Source organism: Endozoicomonas sp. (assembly GCF_051008435.1).
Classification (GTDB): domain Bacteria; phylum Pseudomonadota; class Gammaproteobacteria; order Pseudomonadales; family Endozoicomonadaceae; genus Endozoicomonas_A.
On record NZ_JBPCXO010000173.1, the window covers coordinates 1 to 19,908 of the forward strand.

At 46.4% G+C, this 19,908-nt stretch carries 19 protein-coding genes; 13 read left to right on the plus strand and 6 right to left on the minus strand.

Annotated elements, in window-relative coordinates; genetic code table 11:
• Positions 1–210 precede the first annotated feature (210 nt).
• The 5 genes from ACR2PX_RS08495 to ACR2PX_RS08515 all read left to right on the plus strand — a co-directional run bounded on the left by ACR2PX_RS08495 (position 211) and on the right by ACR2PX_RS08515 (position 4,903).
• On the plus strand, positions 211–774 hold the full coding sequence (locus ACR2PX_RS08495; protein WP_433998929.1) for a DedA family protein: 564 nt from the start codon (positions 211–213) through the stop codon (positions 772–774).
• Between the two features lie 2 nt (positions 775–776).
• Positions 777–1,928, plus strand: a complete 1,152-nt coding sequence (locus ACR2PX_RS08500; protein WP_433998930.1) for a D-alanine--D-alanine ligase — start codon at positions 777–779, stop codon at positions 1,926–1,928.
• A gap of 20 nt (positions 1,929–1,948) precedes the next feature.
• Positions 1,949–2,389, plus strand: coding sequence for a YHS domain-containing (seleno)protein (locus ACR2PX_RS08505; RefSeq protein ID WP_433998931.1), 441 nt, complete (start codon positions 1,949–1,951; stop codon positions 2,387–2,389).
• Positions 2,390–2,404: 15 nt separating this feature from the next.
• Positions 2,405–2,851 carry a DoxX family protein gene (locus ACR2PX_RS08510; RefSeq protein WP_433998932.1) on the plus strand — a complete coding sequence of 149 codons (447 nt, stop codon included), beginning with the start codon at positions 2,405–2,407 and terminating at the stop codon, positions 2,849–2,851.
• A 273-nt stretch (positions 2,852–3,124) separates the two neighbouring features.
• Positions 3,125–4,903: a lysophospholipid acyltransferase family protein gene (locus ACR2PX_RS08515; RefSeq protein WP_433998933.1), complete on the plus strand. Its 1,779-nt coding sequence runs from the start codon at positions 3,125–3,127 to the stop codon at positions 4,901–4,903.
• Positions 4,904–4,925: 22 nt separating this feature from the next.
• Here ACR2PX_RS08515 and ACR2PX_RS08520 read toward each other — a convergent pair whose 3' ends face one another.
• On the minus strand, positions 4,926–5,450 hold the full coding sequence (locus ACR2PX_RS08520; protein WP_433998934.1) for a hypothetical protein: 525 nt from the start codon (positions 5,448–5,450) through the stop codon (positions 4,926–4,928).
• A 513-nt stretch (positions 5,451–5,963) separates the two neighbouring features.
• On the opposite strand from ACR2PX_RS08520, the gene gcvH reads away from it, so the two are divergent.
• Complete coding sequence (gene gcvH / locus ACR2PX_RS08525) at positions 5,964–6,356, plus strand: glycine cleavage system protein GcvH (RefSeq protein ID WP_433998935.1); 393 nt, start codon at positions 5,964–5,966, stop codon at positions 6,354–6,356.
• Between the two features lie 155 nt (positions 6,357–6,511).
• A complete protein-coding gene (locus ACR2PX_RS08530; protein ID WP_433998936.1) occupies positions 6,512–7,267 on the plus strand; it encodes a HesA/MoeB/ThiF family protein in 756 nt (251 codons plus the stop codon).
• Between the two features lie 7 nt (positions 7,268–7,274).
• On the opposite strand, the gene ACR2PX_RS08535 is transcribed toward ACR2PX_RS08530, so the two are convergent.
• The gene (locus ACR2PX_RS08535; RefSeq protein WP_433998937.1) at positions 7,275–7,535 is read right to left on the minus strand and encodes a TfoX/Sxy family protein; all 261 of its coding nucleotides are present in this window, start codon (positions 7,533–7,535) and stop codon (positions 7,275–7,277) included.
• Between the two features lie 144 nt (positions 7,536–7,679).
• Positions 7,680–9,239 (minus strand): AAA family ATPase, encoded by a 1,560-nt coding sequence (locus ACR2PX_RS08540; protein WP_433998938.1) that lies wholly within the window; start codon positions 9,237–9,239, stop codon positions 7,680–7,682.
• 228 nt (positions 9,240–9,467) lie between these two features.
• Between ACR2PX_RS08540 and mrcB the strand changes: the two genes are divergently transcribed.
• The 4 genes from mrcB (at position 9,468) to ACR2PX_RS08560 (ending at position 15,297) form a co-directional block, all read left to right on the plus strand.
• Positions 9,468–11,810 (plus strand): penicillin-binding protein 1B, encoded by a 2,343-nt coding sequence (gene mrcB / locus ACR2PX_RS08545; protein ID WP_433998939.1) that lies wholly within the window; start codon positions 9,468–9,470, stop codon positions 11,808–11,810.
• Positions 11,811–12,185, plus strand: coding sequence for a tetratricopeptide repeat protein (locus ACR2PX_RS08550; protein ID WP_433998940.1), 375 nt, complete (start codon positions 11,811–11,813; stop codon positions 12,183–12,185).
• 280 nt (positions 12,186–12,465) lie between these two features.
• On the plus strand, positions 12,466–14,028 hold the full coding sequence (locus ACR2PX_RS08555; RefSeq protein WP_433998941.1) for an aldehyde dehydrogenase family protein: 1,563 nt from the start codon (positions 12,466–12,468) through the stop codon (positions 14,026–14,028).
• A complete protein-coding gene (locus ACR2PX_RS08560) occupies positions 14,029–15,297 on the plus strand; it encodes an alanine racemase (RefSeq protein WP_433998942.1) in 1,269 nt (422 codons plus the stop codon).
• A gap of 47 nt (positions 15,298–15,344) precedes the next feature.
• On the opposite strand, the gene ACR2PX_RS08565 is transcribed toward ACR2PX_RS08560, so the two are convergent.
• Genes ACR2PX_RS08565 through ACR2PX_RS08575 form a run of 3 tightly spaced genes read right to left on the minus strand, consistent with a single transcriptional unit; the run spans position 15,345 to position 18,340 of the window.
• Complete coding sequence (locus ACR2PX_RS08565; RefSeq protein ID WP_433998943.1) at positions 15,345–16,523, minus strand: DUF819 family protein; 1,179 nt, start codon at positions 16,521–16,523, stop codon at positions 15,345–15,347.
• Positions 16,524–16,528: 5 nt separating this feature from the next.
• Positions 16,529–17,932, minus strand: a complete 1,404-nt coding sequence (locus tag ACR2PX_RS08570; protein ID WP_433998944.1) for a D-arabinono-1,4-lactone oxidase — start codon at positions 17,930–17,932, stop codon at positions 16,529–16,531.
• 36 nt (positions 17,933–17,968) lie between these two features.
• Positions 17,969–18,340, minus strand: coding sequence for a c-type cytochrome (locus ACR2PX_RS08575; protein WP_433998945.1), 372 nt, complete (start codon positions 18,338–18,340; stop codon positions 17,969–17,971).
• 152 nt (positions 18,341–18,492) lie between these two features.
• Between ACR2PX_RS08575 and ACR2PX_RS08580 the strand changes: the two genes are divergently transcribed.
• Both ACR2PX_RS08580 and ACR2PX_RS08585 read left to right on the plus strand, forming a co-directional pair.
• Positions 18,493–19,152 (plus strand): TetR/AcrR family transcriptional regulator, encoded by a 660-nt coding sequence (locus tag ACR2PX_RS08580; protein WP_433998946.1) that lies wholly within the window; start codon positions 18,493–18,495, stop codon positions 19,150–19,152.
• Positions 19,153–19,387: 235 nt separating this feature from the next.
• A complete protein-coding gene (locus tag ACR2PX_RS08585) occupies positions 19,388–19,699 on the plus strand; it encodes a YqcC family protein (protein WP_433998947.1) in 312 nt (103 codons plus the stop codon).
• Positions 19,700–19,908: the final 209 nt, after the last annotated feature.

Here is a 19,908-nt window from a genome sequence, read left to right on the forward strand (position 1 = left end):
AACGAGTCGAATTATTCGATGGATTCGTGAGAATAGTTGACCTATTTAATCGAATTCATCGAATAATTGGGCCGTTCTTTCTGGAATTTAGGCCGAAATAGTCTTAAGTCCGACAGGCTCCTAGACCTGTAATTTCTGTCATTTATGATTGAATTAGCAGGTTTCAACGTTATAACCTGAATAAAACGACAAAAAAATGGCAGTGAAAGTATGCTTGAGTACTGGCTGGATTATATTCAGCATCCCTGGTTGCTGGCATTACTCATTCTTTTAGGCAGCTATATATTGGAAGATGCTGCAATTGTATTTGCCGCTCTATTAAGTGCCGATGGTGTTATCAGCAGTCAGCTGGCTTTTCTGGCTTTGTTTATTGGTATCTTTACCGGTGATCTTGGACTTTATGGTTTAGGCGTTCTTAGTAGAAAAGTAGAAAGGCTGAGTCGCCTTCTTGATGTTTCATCCGTTGAGCGGGCAGGTACCTGGCTGGAAAATCGTATGTCAGCAACGATTCTATCGGTTCGGATTATACCGGGTCTTAGATTTCCGGTTTATACTGCCTGTGGATTTTTTAAGCTTTCATTCTTAAAGTTTCTTTTTCTGGTTCTTATTGCTTCTATTGCCTGGACGGCTTTTTTGTTTTCAGGGTTTTATGCGGTCGGAATTATGTTCTGGTCTGAGTTGGGTCTGTGGAAGTGGTTGTTGTTGCCTGTTGTCGTGATTCTGATTATGTACGGACACCGATTGATTTATCGCACTTATGGGGTCTTGAAATAATTATGGAAATAACCGACACGGAAAGTCTGGTTGAAACATTTATACGCCCTGCCGGGAAAGACAAAGTCATTCATCAGGGGTTGCCGCCACTGGATATGTCTGAGAAGGCTGTTTCCTATTTTGAATTCTGGCCCGGTTATATTTTCTATCTTCCTGTCGTTTTTCAATGGCTGTGGTTAGCCATTCGTTATCGGGGAATCAGTTTACCTTTGATCAGTAACCCTGGTATCAGTCTCAGTGGAATGGTGGGGGAGTCCAAGTCAGAAATCTTTTCATCCGCTTCCGGTGAAGCCAGAGAAAGAATAGCTCCCTGGTGTCTTATTTCAGATTGGTACTCGACAGAAGATGCTGTCTGGCAAGCCCGGCAGCTTATGGGGTCTATTGATCTGGAGTTTCCGGTTATTGCCAAACCTGACGTAGGCTGTCGAGGAGCAGGCGTCCAGATTGTCAGGGATGTTCTGGAGTTGAAGGCTTACATCAATAATTTCCCCGGTTCGGGTCAGATCATGCTTCAGAAAGTCATACCTTATGAAGCAGAAGCGGGGATGTTTTATATTCGCTATCCGGGAGAAGAGCGAGGGGAAATCTTTTCAATGACGTTGAAGTACCCTCCTTATGTTATTGGAAATGGCATTGATACGCTGCGACAGTTAATTGAAAAAGACCCAAGAGCCAGTAAGGTCAGTAAGTTGTATTTCAGGCGCCATTTTCAAAAACTGGAGCAAGTTATTCCCAGAGACGTTCCCTTTCGGTTGGCATTTGCAGGCAGTCATTCCAGAGGTGCTATTTTTCGCGACGGCAGGGAGTTTATTACCCCAGAGCTTGAAAAAGCCTTTGATAAAGTGGCTGAAGGTCTTCCGGGCTACTTTTATGGACGCATTGATATTCGATTTAGAGATATAAATTCTCTAATGAATGGCGAAAATTACTATATACTTGAAGTGAATGGTGCCAGCAGCGAAGCAGCCCATATCTGGGATTGCAGAAGTTCACTCAAAGAAGTCTATCGAGTTCTGTTTTATCAGTATCGGACGCTCTTTCGACTGGGGTGGCTCAATCGGCGCCGGGGATTTCGCCCACCTTCCATCTTGGCGTTGTATAAGTACTGGAAGCAGGAGCGGGAGCTTGTTAGACAATATCCGGATACGGAGTAATTGTCCGCAGGGAGGCGAGGATGATCCGCGCTATTTTAGCCCTGATGTTGCTGTTCAGTAGCAATACCTTTGCTGCTAAGAATATTTATACCGGCTGGTTCAGTAATAAAGCCGTCAGTGGGTATGATACGGTGGCTTACTTTACTCAAGGGAAAGCCGTTAAAGGTAATGCCCAATTCAAGTACAAGTATCTGGATGTAGAGTGGTACTTTTCCTCTGAAAAACACCTCGAGATGTTCAAGAAAAAGCCTGATCAATACCGGCCTCAATACGGGGGCTATTGTGCCTGGGCCGTGGCTGAGAAAAAACAAAGAGCGCCTGGCGATCCTAATTACTGGAAAATTGTAGATAAGAAGCTTTATCTGAATTACGACGCAGATATTCAGACAAAGTGGCTGAAGGATATACCGGGCTTTATCAAGCTGGGTGACATGAACTGGCCAAAAATGATGGCTAATTAATGCAAGGAGAGCATTATGTTCAAGGAAGGCTTTAAGTGGGTGTTGTGCATATACATTGCTTTTGTATTTGTTCAGTCACTGTTTTTTAAATTCACAGATGCTTACGAGACTGTGTACATTTTCAGTGTTCTGGGTAATTGGTCTGGCCTGGACTGGTTTGCTGAATATGGTGCTTATGGTGTGGGCATTACGGAGCTGATTGCTGCCATTCTTTTGATGATTCCTGCCAGCAGGTTATACGGAGCCATTCTCTCCACTGGGGTTATGGCTGGCGCAGTGTTCTTCCATCTATTCACCCCTTTAGGTATCAATATGCCTGAATTCGATAATATGGGTAATATCATTGGTGATGATGGCGGGCTTCTTTTCTATAACGCTTCAGGCATGCTGGTGGCTGCAATAGTGGTGGCCATTCTGGAATTTATTGATACTGATAATGCAATCAAACGTATTTTTTCCTGATTAGCCCTGTCGCAAGCGGGATATTCGTATCCCGCTCATTTCCCAAATGAATATCGTCACAGTGTTTTCACATCTTGTTAATGGATTTGTCATTTACCCTTCCTAGTCTTGTTCATAAAGGCCAGCTTGTTCATTATAAAAGATAGGAAGTTGGTCAGTCTCCTGAGTTGGAGTAAAAATGCCCACAGAGATAGAAAAGCAACGGTTGCTTTCATTGATGTTTATCAGCGAGAGAACAAGGTTTTTCATCTCAAATAGAAAGGGAAAAATCGGATGACTCCTGAAAGTTCTCCATTCAGACTTCCAAAAAAAACACGGTCCGGTTTGCCTGAGGCTGTTGCTGAGTGGTTTTTGGGTTTAAAAACCATGGATCAGCTCTATAAAAAAGAAGTCAATGAAGAATACCCCTCAGATGATTTTATAAAACTGGTGCTGCAAATATTTAATGTTCAACACCAGGTTGCTTCGGGGCATCTGAATTCAATTCCTGAAACAGGACCTTCTGTTATTGTGGCAAACCACCCATTCGGTGGCATCGAGGGAGTAGCCCTTGCAGATTTATTGCTCCAGGTACGTCCAGATGTAAAAGTGCTGACCAATGAATTACTTTGTCGTATTCATGAACTGAAAGAGCTGTTTATTGGTGTGGACATTATTAACGCCAATGCTCGACAGAAAAATGTGAACGCCATTGAAGAAGCTCGAAAGTGGGTGGAAGAAGGTCATCAGCTGCTTATTTTTCCAGCGGGTGAAGTTTCCAGTCTGGACCTTTCCCTAAGGCAAGTCACTGATCCCAAGTGGAGAAATACAGCGGCTCGAATTGTCAGGCAAACGCAGGCCAAAGTAACCCCCGTTTTTATAGAGGGCCGAAATGGCTGGTTATTTCAGGCCATGGGATTGATTCACCCCCGTTTAAGAACAGTCAGACTGATCAGGGAGTTATTGAACAAAAGAGGTTCAACTCTGAGCTTTCGAATTGGCCGTACATTGGATGTTTCAGACTATCAATCGATGAGTTCTGATGCAGCATTAACGAACTATCTTCGTTTGAACACTTATCTCTTATCCACCCACAAAGCTGTTCGCACAAAGCTGGTTTCATTACCTCGTAAAGAGAGAAAAGAACAGCCCATTGCCGATCCTGTTTCCCCTGAACAGCTAAAAGCCAACGTTGAACAGCTGCCAGAAGAGTCCCTTCTGCTGGAAAAGGGTGAGATGAGTGTCTATTGCGCCCGATCAGAACAGCTGCCTGATATCCTGCCGGAAATTGGTCGTCTCAGGGAAATGACTTTTAGGGGAGTGGGCGAAGGAACCGGCAAACCCAGAGATCTGGATGAGTATGATGACTACTACTTGCATCTGTTTCTCTGGAATCAGAAAGAAGCAAAGATCATGGGGGCCTACCGGATTGGTCAGGTTGATCAGATCCTTCGCTCCAAAGGCGTCCATGGCATCTATTCCCGCAGTTTATTTCGCTACCATGCAGAATTTATCCACAAGTTGGGCAGTTGCCTCGAAATGGGTCGATCTTTTGTCGTACCGGAATATCAGAGGAGCTTGAGTGCTCTGATGATGCTCTGGAAAGGCATTGGTGCCTACGTAGCCGCTAACCCCTGGTACAAAGTACTATTTGGTCCAGTGAGCATCAGTAGTGACTACAGTGAAGTTTCACGTCAACTGATGGCCGGTTGTTTGTCTATGAATAACTCGGACAGTGTGCTTCGTGACCTGGTTCAACCAACAACACCACTGAAGCCAGGTAAAGGTCGATTCTGGAATCAGGCTGACTTACTGGGATTGACGGATTTTGAAAAGCTCTCTTCTTTGGTTCAGCAGATAGAGAAAGACAACAAAGGTATCCCGATCCTGTTAAAACAGTATTTGAAACTGCGTGGGGAACTGGCAGCCTTTAACGTTGATCCGGATTTTAACAATGCCCTGGATGGTTTGATTATTGTTGATCTGTTGAAAGTGGACGAAAGAACGCTCAATAAATATATGGGAGCGGCAGGGGCAAAAGCTTTCCTGGAATATAACCGGCCTGCTGCATAAGACGGGTTAGCTGTAAGCGCTTTTATTCCTGCGCAGAGCTTTCAGCGGGCTGTCTGTGCAGTCTGGTAGAGGTGGCTAACCCAAAGTCGACGGGCAGCTTGATCCCTTCCTGCTCCAGCATCAGGGCAATCAGGGCAAGGTGATGGGTGGTATGGCCCTGCAGAAAAAGCAGTTCTCTGATAATACTGCTGCTGGTTTGAATCGGACTTCCCGAGTTCATGACGGCCACCACTGCCACAGTTTCGGGATAATGGGTCATATCATGCCCGCTAAGTAGTAAATGAATATTCTTCAGGTAGTCTATGGCCTGTTCGACAGATTCTTCCAGTGTATGATTCCGTGGGCGATTGTCGTAATCAATAGCGCCATAATCCAGCCCTTTGAAAAAGCAATGATAGAACTCGATGATGTGTCTGACATGGGTGCCTACTGAGCTCGACAAAAGAGATGAGGTCTTTTTGTATTGCTTTTCTGAGAGATGAAGAAGCACTGATTCCAGCTCTGAGAGCGTGCTGATATTAAACTGGCGGGCATCGGTCAGTGTCATGCTGTTTCCGAATTATTTTTATTCCTGATTTATTCAGTCTGTCATAGAGGAAGCCTTTTTGTATAGGCTCTGAATCTGAGTCATATCAATGAATGTCAACACAGTGCATTCATCTTGAATGAAATATTGGCTGAGTCATGGATTCTGGTTAGAATGCCAGTCTTGATAACCGGGGCCGTAGAAGTCCTGTTTCCGGAAGGTAGCTTTTGGTGCGGTGGCTGCGGTTTTGCAGTGGATTGATCGTCAGAATTTAAATGCTGATAATGATGCAGAAAATCACCTTCATCTTTTTGATGAAGCGGGGGAGCATCATCAGTATAAGGACTGGCTGTTCTATTTTTTATACCTTTTCAGTACCTGATTTTGGGCGAGCCAGATCAGGGTAAATACTGAAATTACAAGTACAGCCTTTTCGACTACCTTCTAGATGAATGTGCGGTGCCATCAGTAGGCAGCCTCCAACTGATAGCTACTGAAAAGAATGAAATTGTTAAGTGACCAGAGGAATTTTCGATGAGCAGCATTCCATCCGAACTCCGTTATGCTCGTTCCCATGAGTGGATCCGAATCGAAGAAGACGGTACTGCCACCATTGGTATTACCGATCACGCCCAGGAAGCTCTGGGTGATGTGGTTTTCGTTGAACTGCCTGAAGCTGGTTCCATTCTGGCTGCTGAAGATGAGGCGGGCGTGGTTGAGTCTGTAAAAGCAGCTTCTGATATCTATGCACCTATCTCTGGTGAAGTCGTTGCTATTAACGAAGCTTTGGAAGAAACCCCGGAAACGGTCAATGGCGCTCCTTATGATGAAGGCTGGTTCTTTAAGGTCAAGATTACTGATGAAGGCCAACTGAGCGAGCTGATGGACGCTGAAGCCTACGCTGAATTTGTAGAGTCAGAAGCCTGATAGGGTTTAATCCTGACAAGACATAAAAAGGCCCTGCTCAGTCAGGGTTTTTTTATGTCTTTCTCTCGAGTGTTAACTAGTTTCTGAAGGTCTTGCTGCCTCAGTTCTTGGCGGTATACTGCATTCTCCCTTTCCTGTGAACATGACGTTTCAAGATGAATGACGATCAGCTGCTGCGCTATAGCCGACAAATACTTTTGCCTCAGGTTGATATTGAAGGGCAGGAGCGACTGCTCAATGCTCACGTAGTCATTGTTGGAATGGGTGGTTTAGGATGTCCGGCAGCTATGTATCTCGCGGCAGCTGGTGTTGGAAGGCTGACCATTATTGATCCGGATGTGGTGGATACCACCAACCTGCAGAGACAAATTGCCTTCTCAACCGATGATGTTGGTCAGTTTAAAGTACATGCTGCAGCCGCAAGAATCAGTGCCATGAATCCGGGTATTGAGATAGACCCTATTCCCAGAAAGCTGGGGGAGCAGGAATTGCTGGCTCTGGTCGATAACAGCGATCTGGTACTGGATGCAACCGATAATTTTGACAGTCGCTTTATGGTCAATCGTTGCAGTGTCCATGCTGGAGTGCCTCTGGTAACAGGAGCTGCAATCCGCCTAAATGGACAGCTTACGGTATTTGATCGTTGGCAGGAAAATGCACCCTGTTATCGATGTCTCTACTCGGAAGAGGTGGCTGAAGAGCTGAGCTGCTCCGAATCAGGAGTATTGGGTCCCGTAGTAGGGACTATTGGAACCATGCAGGCTCTGGAGGCTATCAAGCTGTTGACGGGAGCCGGCAAGACACTGAATGGCCGATTATTGATGTTCGATGCTGCCACCATGGAGTGGCAGAGTCTGTCACTGGCTGCGGACCCCGAATGTCCGGTATGTAGTCAGGGAGAGAATAGCTGAGACGAATTCAGCCCTGATGATTTTTAACTTCGCTTAGAAGGCGTTGTTTGTGCTCACTGTCCAATTCATTCCAGTGGGCACCAATCAGAGCACCTTCCATTGCATAGAGCAATACTTTGGATACTTTGAAGCCTCTGTCTCTGACTTTGCAGTAGGCAGCTACTGCACCTACGTCATGAAGTTGCTCAAGTGTGCGAATACCTACTGCGTTAAGCCATTGCACTGAAGTTTTACCCAGATTTTTTAATTCGATCAGGTCAGTTGCCATACCGGATTCCCAAATCGTCCCAAGCGTCCTTGCAGGGGTGCTTGATATTTCTGAATGTCAGAAGGAAATTTCTTTTAATGAGTTTAATGATAGACGAGTCTTTACGGCTGCCCAGAAAAGGGCAGCCGAAGAAGGAAAAATAGATCAATTCAATTGATCAGTCAGGTCGGTCATAAGCCTTTCACGCCAACTTTCTCTGGTTGTATCTAGGACTATAGTATGTGTTTTTTCCTGCTCTGAGAGTGGTTCTTCCCACTGATGCTGTTGTTTGATCAGATCGATAGTTGCTTCAGAAGCGTCGGTGTTATTGAATTGACGTTTAATGATACGGCTCTTTAGAACGTCATCGGGTGCCATACATTTGACAATAAAATAAGGGAGCTGAAGCTCAATTGCAGCCTGACAGCAAAGTACTCTCTCCTGAAGTTTGAGAGAGGCGCCATCAATAACAACTGAGATCCCCCGACTTAACAGAAAGTGGGCTGTTTCCTGTATCTGCAAGTAGGTTTTAGTAGTGGCTTCCTGGGTGTAGATATCCAATTGGGCATCGTGGCTGGATGCTTCTGGTTTGAGACCAAATAATCTCTTTCGTTCGATATCCGTTCTGAGCATGACGCAATTGGAGTGCTCTACAAGCTCTCTGCCTGCGGTGGTTTTTCCAGAGCCAGAAAGCCCCTGCATCATGGCAAGAAATGGCTTTTCAAATTGGCAGTAACTTTCAGCCAACGTTGCATACTGGCGATATTCAACAAGCACCTCTGACCGTAACTGATCAGTAACATCATCTCCGTGTAATCGGAACAGGACCACTTTAGCCCGGACAACCGCCCGGTAGGCCTTGTAAAAGTTTAATAAGCCCAGTCCCCGAAAGTCGCCACTGATCTCCATATATCTATTTACGACGGAAGACGTTAAGTGGGAAAGTCCCCTGGAATCGAGATCCATACACAGGAAACCCAGGTCTGCCATCGTGTCAGTCCAACGGAAGTCTTCGTTGAATTCTATGCAGTCGAACAGGGTGATTTTATCTTCAAAAATGGTGATGTTTCCCAGGTGTACATCGCCATGGCAGGCTTTGATAAACCCTTCAGCCTTTCGTTCCCGAATCAGAGGGAGTAATTGTTGATAACTGTCCGAGGCCCACTTTTCCAGTCTGGCAAGCTGGGCCAGATCATTTTCCTGATTCAGCAAAGGTCTGATCTGGTCAAAGTTTTGTTCTACCGGAAACCAGACGTGTTCTTCGGAGCCATAGTGCTGATCCGAAGTACTGACTTCAATGTCCTGGTGAAAATTCGCCAGCTGTTCAGCTACATCCAGCAAGGGTTCCAGAGTCAGCTTTCCCGATGAACTGATGGCGTCCAACATATTTTCCTGCGGAAACTGATGCATCACAATGGCGTGCTCAATGGGGGCTGAGTGGTCATTGAGTATAGGGTTGTTCGGTGAACCGCTGATGGGAATGACGGTTTCGTAGAGTTTCGGAGCAAGACGCTGATTCAGCTGGACTTCCAGTTCACAGAACCTCTTTCGATCGGACAGCTCAGTAAAGTTCAGAAAACCGAAATCCATGGGTTTTTTGATTTTGTAGACTTTCTCACCCGTGAGTATCACCCAGGATATATGAGTTTCCAGAAGCTCTATCTTCTCAACAGGGTGAGGATAGACAGAAGGCTTGAGTAAAGCCTCAATGAGTTCCGTGCTCAATGTCTTAATCCGTTGTTGATTGTTATTTTTAACGTTGGGCGATTATACCTGATGTAGGTATATTTACTTATCCCCTCGATGGGGGAGATTTAAACATAAGCGTTGCGGTCAAGAGCCATTAATGACAGCAGTGCTTTTTAATGACTGCGCTGTTGATAAATAATTTGAGCTAAAAACACGGCAAACCATAGAGCTATTACGGAAAACTATGGCGTATAATCCCGCACTATGGTCACAAAGAGAAAAGCACCGTCCAAGGGGAAGCCCTCAAGACGCAGGAAGAAAGTTCCTAAAACAGGGGGATTAAGACGCTATTTCTCAGCTTTGATAAAGCTGGGAGTCGTGGGTCTGATTCTGCTTGCTGCCTACTCAGTCTATCTGGACGCGGTGGTTACTAAAAAGTTTGAAGGCAAGAAGTGGGCAATTCCGGCCCAGGTCTACGCTCGCCCACTGGAGCTCTACGAAGGACAGCTTCTCAACCCGAATGAGCTTCAGGCCCAACTCCGTCGCCAGGGTTATCAAGCGGTCAGAGATGTCAAACGACCCGGTACTTTTGCTCGTTCCGGAAATCGCTTTACGATTTACAGTCGGGGTTTTCACTTTCCAGACGGTGCTGAACCTTCTCGATATACCAGTGTCGTATTTTCCGGCAATGAAGTGGTCAGTCTGAAAGGTAAGACCTCTGAAAGTATCCCATTGCTGAGATTGGATCCTCAACCGGTGGGAGGCATTTATCCTTCGACTTTTGAGGATCGTATTCTTATTCGTGAGTCTCAGGCACCCAAGTTTTTGACTAAGGCTCTTCTAGCTATAGAAGACAAGAACTTCTACGATCACTGGGGGATTTCCCCGAGCTCTATTGCCAGAGCATTTCTGGTTAATCTCAGAGCAGGGGGTGTTGTGCAGGGGGGGAGCACCCTGACTCAACAGCTGGTTAAAAACTTTTATCTGAGCAATGACAGAACGCTGACTCGCAAAATTAATGAAGCGATTATGTCGGTGTTACTGGATTTTCATTATTCCAAAGATGAAATTCTGGAAACCTATCTGAACGAAGTTTACCTGGGGCAGCATGGTAGACGGGCCATTCACGGTTTTGGTCTGGCCAGTCATTTCTATTTTGCCCAGCCCATTCAAGAATTAAACCTTGCTCGTGTTGCCCTGCTGGTGGCATTGGTGAAAGGCCCTTCGTATTACGATCCAAGACGTTTTCCTGAAAGAGCAAAAGAACGAAGGAATCTAGTGCTGGATGTGATGGCGGATGAAGGTATCGTGCCTCGTTCGGAAGCGGAACGATCCAAGAAACTGCCTTTGGGAGTGGTGACACGGGAACAGCTCAATACCAGCGCCTACCCAGCGTACATTGATATGGTGAAGAAACAGCTCCGGGAAGATTACGATGAACGTGACCTCACCTCGGAAGGTCTGAGAATTTTCACCAATATGGACCCGATCATTCAGCGTTTTGCCCAGAAAAGCATGACGGATACCGTTGACCAGCTGGATAAGGACAACCCTGATCTACAAGGTGCAATGGTCGTGACATCAGCACAGACCGGTGACCTTCTGGCGGTAGTAGGTGATAGAAATCCGGGGTATGTCGGTTTTAACCGGGCCCTGGATGCACGACGTCCCGTGGGCTCATTGCTGAAACCAGCAATATATCTGACGGCATTAGAACAACCCGCACGCTTTACTTTAACGACACCTGTTAAAGATGTGCCCATTAAGGTGGACGACGGTCAGGGAGGGCTTTGGGAACCTTCCAACTATGATGGCAAGTCCAGAGGCATGGTGCCTTTGGAAGAAGCACTGGCCAAGTCCTATAACCAGGCTGCGATCCAGACTGGTATGGCATTGGGTCTGGATAACGTTCTGAATACGGTTGAGCGTTTGGGGGTTGAGAAAAAGCTGCCACCTTATCCTTCAGTCATGCTGGGTGCTGCCTCTCTATCCCCTATGGATATCGCTTCCATGTACCAGACCATTGCCAGCGGTGGCTTCAAGATGCCGCTGCGAGCTATCGATGCTGTAGTGGATGCCCGTGGTCAGCCATTGAAACGTTACAGCCTCTCGGTTGAAAGGGCATTCGATTCTGCTCCCATGGAACTTTTGCGACATGCCATGGGTCAGGTGATGAGAGAAGGCACAGGGCGAAGGGCTTACTGGAGCATCAGTCAGGATATCCAGTTAGCTGGCAAAAGTGGCACGACCAATGATTTAAGAGACAGCTGGTTTGCCGGTTTTACAGGAAATCTGATGGCTGTTACCTGGCTGGGGAATGACGACAATAGTCCGACCAAACTGACCGGCAGCAGTGGTGCACTGAGAGTCTGGACCCGATTCATGCAACAGGTGCCTATTAAGTCGGTCCAGTCATTGAACAGCGAACAGGTTGAATATGTCTGGACGAAGCCAGCAGCCAATGTGAGAACAGGACGGAGTTGTGAAGGTGCGGTAAAAGTTCCTTACATCAAGGGTTCGGAGCCTGTGGAATATCAGGGCTGTGGTCGAGCTGTGAGTGAGCCGGTTAAAACACTGTTTGATTCCATAAAGTCATGGTTTGAATAAATGAAGCGAATAATACCTCTGCTATTGGCAGTCCTGTTAACAGGGTGTGCCGGTACAGGTCAAATGGCTTACATGCCACAATCTATCCCGGGTTCTGGTTCTCCCTATTCTGATCGCTCGGATGCGGTTGGTACCCTTCTGGATCAGGCATGGAATGCTATGGCTGAAGAAGACCTGAACAGGGCTGGCAGTGCCCTGTCCAGGGCTATGAGAATCAGTCCGACAGACCCGTCTGTCTATTATCTGATGGCTCAGCTCAGGAAAGAGCAGGGACGGTATGATCAGGCTCGTGAACTGGCGGATAGGGCGCTTAGTCTGGGTCCCGCTACAGGACTGAAACGACAAATTAAAAGCTTTCTGACTTCACTTGGGTAGCCTGTCGGACTTAAGACTGTTTCGACCTGAATTCCAGAAAGAACGACCAGGCTTAGATAAGCATCTATGAAAGCTTAAGTCAGACAGGCTTTAAGAGTATTCTGTTTTTTCGTGAACTTGTACTATAGTACCACCTTGCTTTGATGTACTGAGGCTGTTCGCCTGCACCTGACAAAACCATTTAAGTTCGTAAGGCCTCCAGGAGAGGCGATCTATTCCGACTTTTCTGGGGGCAAGTCTTGTTAAAGCTTAAATAAGAATAACAATAAGGCTGAATACAATGAGCACTATAGACGTCATGGATCCTCGCTTGTCCAGGATTCTTTACTCTATACAGGACGCATCTGACCAGGACATTGATGAGGCTGTCTCAAGGGCCCGAGAGGGGGCTGAAAAACTCAGACAAACCCGTGTTCGCGATCGTCTGATAGAGGTAGAGCGACTGATTCAATACCTGCTGGATAACCAAAGTCGTCTTTTAGAGAGAATTGTTGAAGAGTCGGGCAGAAGCATTGGAGATGCCATGCTCTCTGATCTATTGCAACTGGTCGAAGACTGTCACTGGTTAGTTCAAAATGCAGAACGTATTCTTGCCGATCAAAAGATTCCAACTCCACTGACTCTTCTGGGCAAAAAGTCGCGAATCTATCATGAGGCTCATGGAGTGGTTTTGGTGATCTCTCCCTGGAATCTGCCTCTGGCCATTGCCACATCGGCAGCCATGTTTGCATTTGCGGCTGGTAATGCCGTTATTATCAAGCCCTCTGAGCAAACCCCCATGCAAGAGATATTCGATGAAATAGTGAACCTTTCGCCCATGTTGAAAGAATCACTGATTATCGTTCAGGGAGGAGGTCATACGGCAGAAAGGCTGATCGAAAAGCGTCGTGATCTGATTCACTTCACTGGCAGTGTGGCCACGGGAAGAAAGGTGCTGGCTCAAGCTGCGTCAAAGGTTATTCCGGTTTGTGCAGAACTTGGCGCCAAAGACGCCATGATTGTTTTTGCTGATGCAGCCCTGGAGAGAGCTGTAGCTGCAGCCTGTTGGGGGAATATGCATAACTCGGGTCAAAGTTGTACAGCGACAGAAAGACTGTTTGTGCATGAAACTATTTATGAAGACTTTGTTGCCATGCTGGCTGAGGCATTCGATCAGATCACTGTCGGAGTGGGCGCTGATTCTGATTTAGGTGGTTTGACCACTGCTGGGCAAATGAAAATTGTAGAAGACCAGGTCAAAGATGCTGTCGAAAAAGGTGCTACTGTGGTTTGTGGCGGGGAAAGGATTGAGCAGAATTTCTTTAAGCCAACGGTTCTGACAGGCCTGACTGATGATATGAAAGTGGTAACAGAAGAAACATTTGGTCCGGTCGTGGCAGTATTCAAATTCAGTACGGAAGAAGAGGTTATACAGAAACACAATCATTGTGACTTTGGGCTGAGTTCATCCGTATGGACTTCCGATAAGATAAGAGCAGACCGTGTGGCTCGTGCTCTGGTAACAGGCTGTGTCAATATTAATAACATCATGCTGACTGAAGGCAATGCCGGTTTGCCTTTTGGTGGTGTCAGGCAGTCAGGTTACGGGCGAACCAAAGGTGCAGAAGGATTGCTGAATATGACTCGCTCCAAAGCTGTTCTGATAGAGACCCAGGGAAAGCAATTACCAGAGCCCAACTGGTACCCATACAGCAGAAAAAAATTGCACCTGATGGAACAGCTTATAAAGACAACTACCCGAACGGGCAGTCTGAAAAAATATGTTGATCTGGCGATGATTGGAATGAAGCTGGAGCGGCTTGTCCGTCAGATAGCTAAAAAGAATTCAGGAAAGGACGTTTAAATGCTCACTTTTGCCCTTGTAATACTGATTCTGTTTATTCTGGTTACATTGATTGTCTGTCGAGATCGGGGAGCCCCCCATGACCGCTATTTCTCGACTCTGGAGACGACTCTGGAGCAGTCAGGTATTGCCCGACCAATGATGCTGCTGGATATGGATCGGGTGGATCATAATATTGAAGTAGTCAGACAACGAATGGGCGATACCTCCAATCTAAGAATTGTTGCTAAATCCCTGCCTTGCCCTGGATTGCTGGCGTATCTACAGCAAAAGTTAGAGACTAATCGTTTGATGGTGTTTCATCAGCCTTTCCTCAACCAGCTAGTCAGAGCATTTCCTGATGGGGATTTTCTGATAGGGAAGCCTTTCCCGGTTGCTGCTGCAACCACTTTTCTGGATCAGCTGGATGAAAAAGAATTTAACTGTCTGAGTCAGGTTCAATGGTTGGTTGACAGCTATCCACGTTTGGAGGAATACCTTGCACTCGCTCAAAAGCGAGAACTCAAGTTTCGAATCAATGTTGAGATTAATGTTGGTTTAAACCGTGGAGGTCTTGCTGAAGCTAATGAGTTATTGCCCCTGCTGCAACTCATCCAGAACAATCCCGATCATTTGGAATTCAGTGGACTGATGGGATACGAGGCTCATCTGGCCAAGATGCCACTTTCGTCGATACGACAAGCGGGCAGAAAAAAAGCCTTGAGTACCTATTCTGATTTCGTCGCTGAAATAGAACAGCATTTTCCTGAATGGCTAAAGAAGTCACTTTGTTTTAACGGCGCTGGAAGTATGACTTATCAGCTGTATCCGGAGAATGACAGAGGGCCCATTAATGAGATCAGTATTGGTTCGGCATTCGTTAAACCAGTGGATTTTGATCTGGACACACTGGTAGAACACCAGGCTGCTCTATTTATAGCAACGCCTGTACTGAAAAAGCACAGAGGGCTGAGCTTGCCTTTTCTAAGTGATTTTTCACAGTTGGCTTCCAGATTAAACAAGAACCTTGAGCATTCATTCTTTATTTATGGCGGATGGTGGAAAGCTCAGGTTTGCTCTCCAATGGGTCTGAAAAACAACAGTTTTTATGGTCGCAGTACCAACCAGGAGTTATTAACAGGCTCATCAAGTACCGGTCTTGAGGTGGATTGTTCCGTGTTTCTGAGACCGACTCAGAGTGAGTCGGTCATGCTGCAGTTTGGTCAGATTAAGATCATGCGTGGCAGTCAGCTGAGCGATCAGTGGCAGGCTTTTGATCAGGACTACTGATGTTGAATCCTGGCATCAGACCAATACTGTTCTGATGCCAGGGGATTTTATCCTCCCATGGCTCTGACCGTCAGAGCGACCGCTATGCCAAGAATATTACCCGCCGCATAACCAATGACTCCGGCACTCAGGCCGGAAAGAAGCACTTTTTTGTTACCCATTATGGCGGCCGCAACAGGTACAAAGGGAGGCGAGCAAATGGAAGCCACCGAGGTAATAAGGAAGGTATCTGCATCAATCCGGGTGAATCGGGAAAGCAGGAGATGGATCACCATTGAGCCAAAAACAATGGCAAGAAAGTAGAGCATCAGCTCAAGACTGATTTTCGCAAAAGCCTCTGAGGTAAACATAGATCCGGCCAGCGTACAGAAGACCATGATCAGATACATACCCAGGTGATAGGTGTTGGGTATTGATCGCACTTTCTGAAACAGAGCACAGCACATTCCGCCTGCCGTCAGCAAAAGAATGATTGTCATGGTTTTAAAGCTTTCATTGACCAGTTCGGCTAGGCCAACAGAGACACCAACAATCAGAGCCGTGAGTGCCAGAGCTAAGGACAAACGCTTTATTCTGGCGGGTATCAGTAATTCAGAATATTGCTCCAGATGCTCTTCATGGTCCATTGTTTCATCTGTGTCTTTATCTCGACCAAAGGGTAATAGAAACCGTTTTGCAATACGGTGGGCGACAGTCATGACCAGAAGCAGATAAATCATACTGGTAATAATGTCGTAACCATGTACCAGCAGAAATGTATCGGAGCTGGCGTCAGTAGCCGTTTTTACAGCAGCCACGTTGGGGGTTGAGCCCGTAAAAGCGCCAACGGCCATTCCGGCAATTTGCCAGAGGTTTTCAACGTCACCCAGCAAGGGTATTGCGGCCACAATAGCCACTACCGCAACTGACAAAAGAGCCAGAACCATGGCGAATGCTGCTTTTCCAGCTTGACTGAACCAGCCCCTGACATCTGTAGAAAAAAGCAACAAAGGCAAGGCCAGGGCTACCAGTACCCCCAGAGTTTCCTCCTGGCTGCTTTTCAAAGAAACAGATATCTGGTTGCTCTGCTCAAGGGTCATACCCATCAGTATTCCTATGCCATAGCAAAGTATGACCGGCCCAATGTTTCTCAGGGCTGAGACCTTCAGACAGATATAGAGGCACAGAATCGGGGTTAGCAGATAGATGGGTATCAATGACACAAAAGATATTAGAGGATCGTCCATGGCTATTACCCCTCCATTACTTGCTTGAGATGGTGGTTAAGGAATTTGCCTTTTGGATCCATGGAATGTCTGATTTCCTGGAACTGATCCCACATGGGGTAAAGCTTTTTGAAATCAGTCGCCTGGAGATAATGGTTTTTACCCCAGTGCGGTCGGCCATGGTAGCGAGCGAATATTTTTTGTGCGGCTTTATGCAAACGATGATAGTCGTCTTTGTAGTACTGGTGCACAGCGATGGAGCAGGTGTCTCTCTTGTAGAAAGGGCTCAGCCAGATGTCATCCTGTTTCACGTATCGAAACTCGATGGGGAACCAGATGTTCTGTTCGTCAGAATCTACCAGTTGAATGATTTCTTTAAGGCAGTCAATGCCGTGCTCCATAGGAACGTGGAATTCCATTTCATTAAAACGGACATTGCGTTGGGCTGAATAGATTTTCCAAGAGACATCTCTACTGATCTGGGGTTCAGAGCCCGGCATAAAGGTGGATATAGCGGTTTTTTGTAAGCCTCGTGACCAACCCAGATACTGGTTGACCATCTGGAGGGTTCCTAAATCTTCATTAGAGGTGTCAGGCTGTCGTACAACAGAGGTGTCAGAGGTTTCCCTGTTACCGTAACCAATGCCGTAATCAGTATGAGGAATGTAGTAAAACTCGAAGTTCCGGTACTCATCCTTGAGCTGGTCAGCTTTTGCCAGTAAATCTTCAATGGGTTCGGCCCAGGATTCATTCTGGAGTCTGAAAGGCTGTTGGTTTTGCATCTCAATCTCGGTGATGATACCCAACGAGCCTAGTGAAACTCTGGCTGCTGAAAAGAGTTCCGGATTGTTATCAGCGCTGCACTCGATCAGCTCGCCATCGGCATTAACTATTTTCAGTGCTGTAACGTAGGATGAAAGCGAGCCAAAATTCATCCCGGTGCCATGGGTTGAGGTAGAAATAGCCCCTGCTAGCGACTGTTTATCAATGTCCGGCATATTAATAAGAGCCTGGCCCCGATCTTCCAGTAGTTGTCCCATATCACCTAATCGGGTACCCGACAGGATTTGTGCAGTCTCGAGCTTTTCGTCATGAGAAACGACGCCTGAAAGACGACTGAGGGACATAATGGTGCCTTCAGTGGGCACCAGTGGTGGAAAAGAATGGCCAGAACCTACTGCTCTGATGACACCCTCACTCTGAGCTACGATTTCCTGGACTTCCTGAGTATTGGCTGGTGCCAGTTTCTGGCCCGGGTAGGCTATTTGTGAGCCTGACCAGTTGCGCCATGGAATGCCTTCACCCGATCCAGTCACTTCAGGTTCTACAGGAGGTGTTGTATGACTGTTGCAGCCGGTTAAGGTGGTAGCAGCAATACCGGCAGAACCTATGGAGGCCATTTTAAAAAATTGTCGACGATTTATTTTCATTCTTCTTATTCTTCTTATTCGGTAAAAGGCTCAGGTTCAGGATGCCTCTCCAGACATATACTGGATCAGGTTGATGAAGTCCTGCTCAGTACAATCCATACACAGTCCCAGGGGAGGCATAGCCCCGGATCCATTAATGGCGCTTTGCAATAGAGTATCCATTCCCTTGTCCATTCGTTCACTCCAGGCTTGCTGGTCGCCTGTCAGTGGTGCGCCGGTCGCTGCAACTTCATGACAGGATTTGCAACTCCTCTCGTATAGACTGATCACTCTGGCGGTTGCTGTTTTCTGACTGCTCATGCTTTTTTCTGAGGGTTGGGCTTGAGTAGTCTGCTGGCTGCTTGGAGGCTCAGAACAACCTGTCAGCAGGGCTAAAGCCAGGGTCGAAAGTAAAAGAGTGTTTTTCATCAGGCACTTTTATTAGGTTCAGGCGTCCATCGGTTCCAAGCTTAAATATCTTGCTGTCCGTAAGACTCCAAAGGTTATTTTTATTTGATCAAGGTTGTCTATATCATCAATATGCTATGTAAACAGTCAGTTCAGGGATAACCAGAAGCACTATGGCAAAACCAAAACCAGATCCGGTGAAAACCCGTACGTTGATTCTGGATGCTGCTGCATCCTTGATTGGCAGTAAAGGTTTTAGAGGGCTGACCATGAAACAGGTGGCAGCTGAAGCCGGAATGGCCGTAGGCAAGATTTATAAATTTTTTCCTGACAAGTCCAGTTTGTTTATTCATCTTGAAAATCGATTCAGTCAGGGATTGTTGTTGCTTGTTGAAGAACAGCTGACAACGCAGCAAGAGCCGGTTCGGAAATTCAAACATCTGCTCAATGTTATTTATCAGTACTTCAGCGAGAATATTGGGCTGGTACGAATCAGTATTGATCCCCCCTATATCCACAGTGACTTTGTTGGTACAGAACTGGAAACGATTGCTGACCAGGAGCTGGCTGCAACCATGCAGGTCAGACTGGCAGTCAGAAATCTGATTGGAGATCTGTCCGCGACGAATGATCAGCAGCCGGAAGAGGTGCTCGATCAGCAGGTATTGTTTCTTCTTAATCAGGTTACGGGTCTGCTCTTGAATAGCCATTCCAGAAACTTTCCCTATATGCTGGGGCAAGATCAGCTGAGTGAGACTGAACAGGCAGGGTTGATCAGCTATCAGCTGGAACTGGTTGCCAGTACTCTGTTTCATCTCCACAAAGCTGAATGATCCCCGGATTATCTTTATTGTTTTAAATGAACTCTAATTCATTTATTTTCTGATGGAAAGAGGGAGTTTCAAAGACGTATGAAACTTATGCAATTTCCGTAGTAAAATACCGTTTGGGTTTTCATTGAAACAGCCATGAGCGGAAAGGTAGCTCACCGGAATGCGGGATCACCCGAAATATGAAAATGGCTGTAGAGCCCGATAGAGCTGCACTTTCATGGTAAGAAGATAAGCGATGAGCACAGAAGTTAGAGAATTATTGATATCTCTGGAAGAAGAGTTAAAAAGGCTGGACTGCTGGCAGAGTATGCCACCTTCAGCTCAAGCTCTGGCCAGTACAACACCCTTTTGTATGGATACCATGGGATTCACTCAGTGGTTGCAATGGCTGTTTATTCCCAGAGTTCATGCCATTCTGGATCAGGGAGCTGCTCTGCCAAAAGGCGCTAATATCACGTCTTATGCAGAGGAAGCCCTGGTTCTGGAGAAAATAGAAACGACTCAGCTGCTGGTGCTGGTAGAGCGTTTTGATCGTTTGATGAACTGATAGATTATGCCTGCTCTAATAAGCTGAGCAGGCATGCTTGATACCGCAGCTGCTAGAGAAAACTAGACATTAGTATGTGGTAGACTCCTTTTTCCCTTCTTTTTTGTGACCTGTGTCACAATTTATTATCAATGTAAGACGATCGTCTTTTTAAGTTAATATTAAAACGGTATTTTTGCGCAAAAAATAAACTGCTCTACATAGGTATG